Raw genomic sequence first — 1,206 nt, 5'->3', positions numbered from 1 at the left:
AAACGGCGAGGATCTTCACCGCCTTCACCCGAGTTAGAGTAACCACCAAGACGGTTCATCGCCGTTGCAAGTGCTTCGTGTGCCTCTGGGCTCAACGCTCCGATAGACATGGCGGCAGAATCAAAACGTTTGAACAATTCTGTTTTAGGTTCGATTCGTTCAAGTGGCAATGGCGAGTCAGTTTTTTTCAGTGCCATTAGGTCACGCAACATCGCGACAGGGCGCTCGTTTACTTGTTTGGCAAAACTTTGATAATCGTTACTTTCACCAGATTTCACCGCTTTTTGCAGTGTACCAACCACATCAGGGTTGTAGGCATGGTACTCACCGCCATGTACGTATTTGAGTAATCCACCATGTTCAATCGATTTACGTTTTGCCCACGCCTTGCGGGACAAGTTGGTTAAATCTTGTTGGAAATCATCAAAGTTTGCGCCTTCGATGCGAGTGGTTACGCCTTTAAAGCACAAGTCGACCACTTCTCGGCTCAACCCAACAGCTTCGAACAATTGTGAGCAACGGTAAGAGGCGATGGTCGAAATACCCATCTTCGACATGATTTTGTACAAGCCTTTGTTGATGCCATACTGATAGTTCTGCATAACATCGCGGTAGTCTTTATCTAGGGCACCATCGTCAATCAACTTGCCTAGCGCTTCATAAGCTAGATACGGATAAACCGCCGTAGCGCCAAAGCCTAGCAATACGGCAAATTGATGAGGGTCACGTGCGGTTGCGGTTTCCGCGACGATGTTGGCATCACAACGAAGGTTGGCTGTAACTAAGCGAGTTTGCACGGCGCCGACAGCCATGGCGGCTGGAATTGGCAATTTGCCTTTGACTAACGCGCGGTCGGAAAGAACCACTAAAACGGTACCTTCTCGCACCACTTGTTCAGCTTGATCACATAAGTCATCGATCGCTTGTTTGAGATCTTTCTCTTGTGGATCGTAGTTTATGTCGAGAATGGTATTGCGGTAGTGATCGTCACCCAGCTCAAGCAACTGCTGCATGTCAGAGTAAAGTAGCACTGGAGAATCAAATGTCACTCGATGCGCGTGGCCGTCGGTTTCACAGAAGACGTTCATCTCCTGACCTATACTGGTGGCTAACGACATAACATGCTTTTCACGTAGTGGATCGATAGGCGGGTTGGTGACCTGAGCAAACTTCTGGCGGAAGTAATCGGTAACCAAACGCTCTTTC

General features: G+C 48.4%; 1 protein-coding gene. It reads right to left on the bottom strand.

Annotated elements, in window-relative coordinates; genetic code table 11:
- On the bottom strand, nt 1-1,206 hold a 1,206-nt coding region (locus R8N28_RS25770; RefSeq protein WP_318183727.1), incomplete at both ends, for a glutamate synthase central domain-containing protein.

This window comes from Vibrio sp. Vb1554, from assembly GCF_033344235.1.
This window is presented reverse-complemented; position numbering and strand designations above follow the sequence as displayed.